We start from the raw sequence: 647 nt of genomic DNA on the forward strand, positions 1-647 counted from the left end.
ACCTCGCCCTTCTTCGGGCCATCGAGGTTCACTTCCATGATTTCCATGGGTTTTCCGGCCTCAAGGGCCACGGCGGCTGTGGTGCGCATGAAAGAATATCCTTGCTGTGTCATTCCGTATTTGGCGGGAGTTTGGGGGAAATGGCCGGGCGTTTCAATGCCGCAAACTCCGCCGCTGCATCGCGGGTCTTGAAACCTGGGCGCGGCTGGGCGACGCTGACCGTGCAATCCAAGGAGTGTGCCATGTCCCCCCGTCTCATCACGACCGCCTTCATCCTGCCTGCCGCGCTGGCGCTCTCCGCCTGCGGCGGCGGCGCCCCTGGCGGAGGGCAGCGGGGCGCGCAGCCGGTGTTCACCCCCGCCGCATCGGATAGCTGCGGCGCAGCGGCCTATTCGGACCGGATCGGCAGGGACCACAAGGCTTATGATTTCAGCGCAGCCGGGCGCCCGGTGCGAATCGTCGGGCCGGATACGGCGATGACACTGGATTACAACCTAGAGCGTTTGAACGTCGATATCGACAGCCGGGGCCGTATCACGCGCATCTGGTGCGGCTGACCTGGCTGTGGGGCCTCAACAGGTTGTTCCGATCCAATCCTGGTCGACCGAGGGGCGGCTTTGATTTTAGCGCCGAGTGTGGTCGGTGCC

Annotated in this window: 1 protein-coding gene; it reads left to right on the forward strand. The window is 64.3% G+C overall.

The genetic code is table 11. The features are described 5' to 3' along the window. Positions 1 to 242 precede the first annotated feature (242 nt). Complete coding sequence (locus ACEWPM_RS19785) at positions 243 to 557, forward strand: I78 family peptidase inhibitor (protein WP_393964170.1); 315 nt, start codon at positions 243 to 245, stop codon at positions 555 to 557. The last annotated feature ends 90 nt before the right edge of the window (positions 558 to 647 follow it).

Origin of the sequence: Roseovarius maritimus, assembly GCF_043355895.2 — a bacterium.
GTDB lineage: Bacteria > Pseudomonadota > Alphaproteobacteria > Rhodobacterales > Rhodobacteraceae > Roseovarius > Roseovarius maritimus.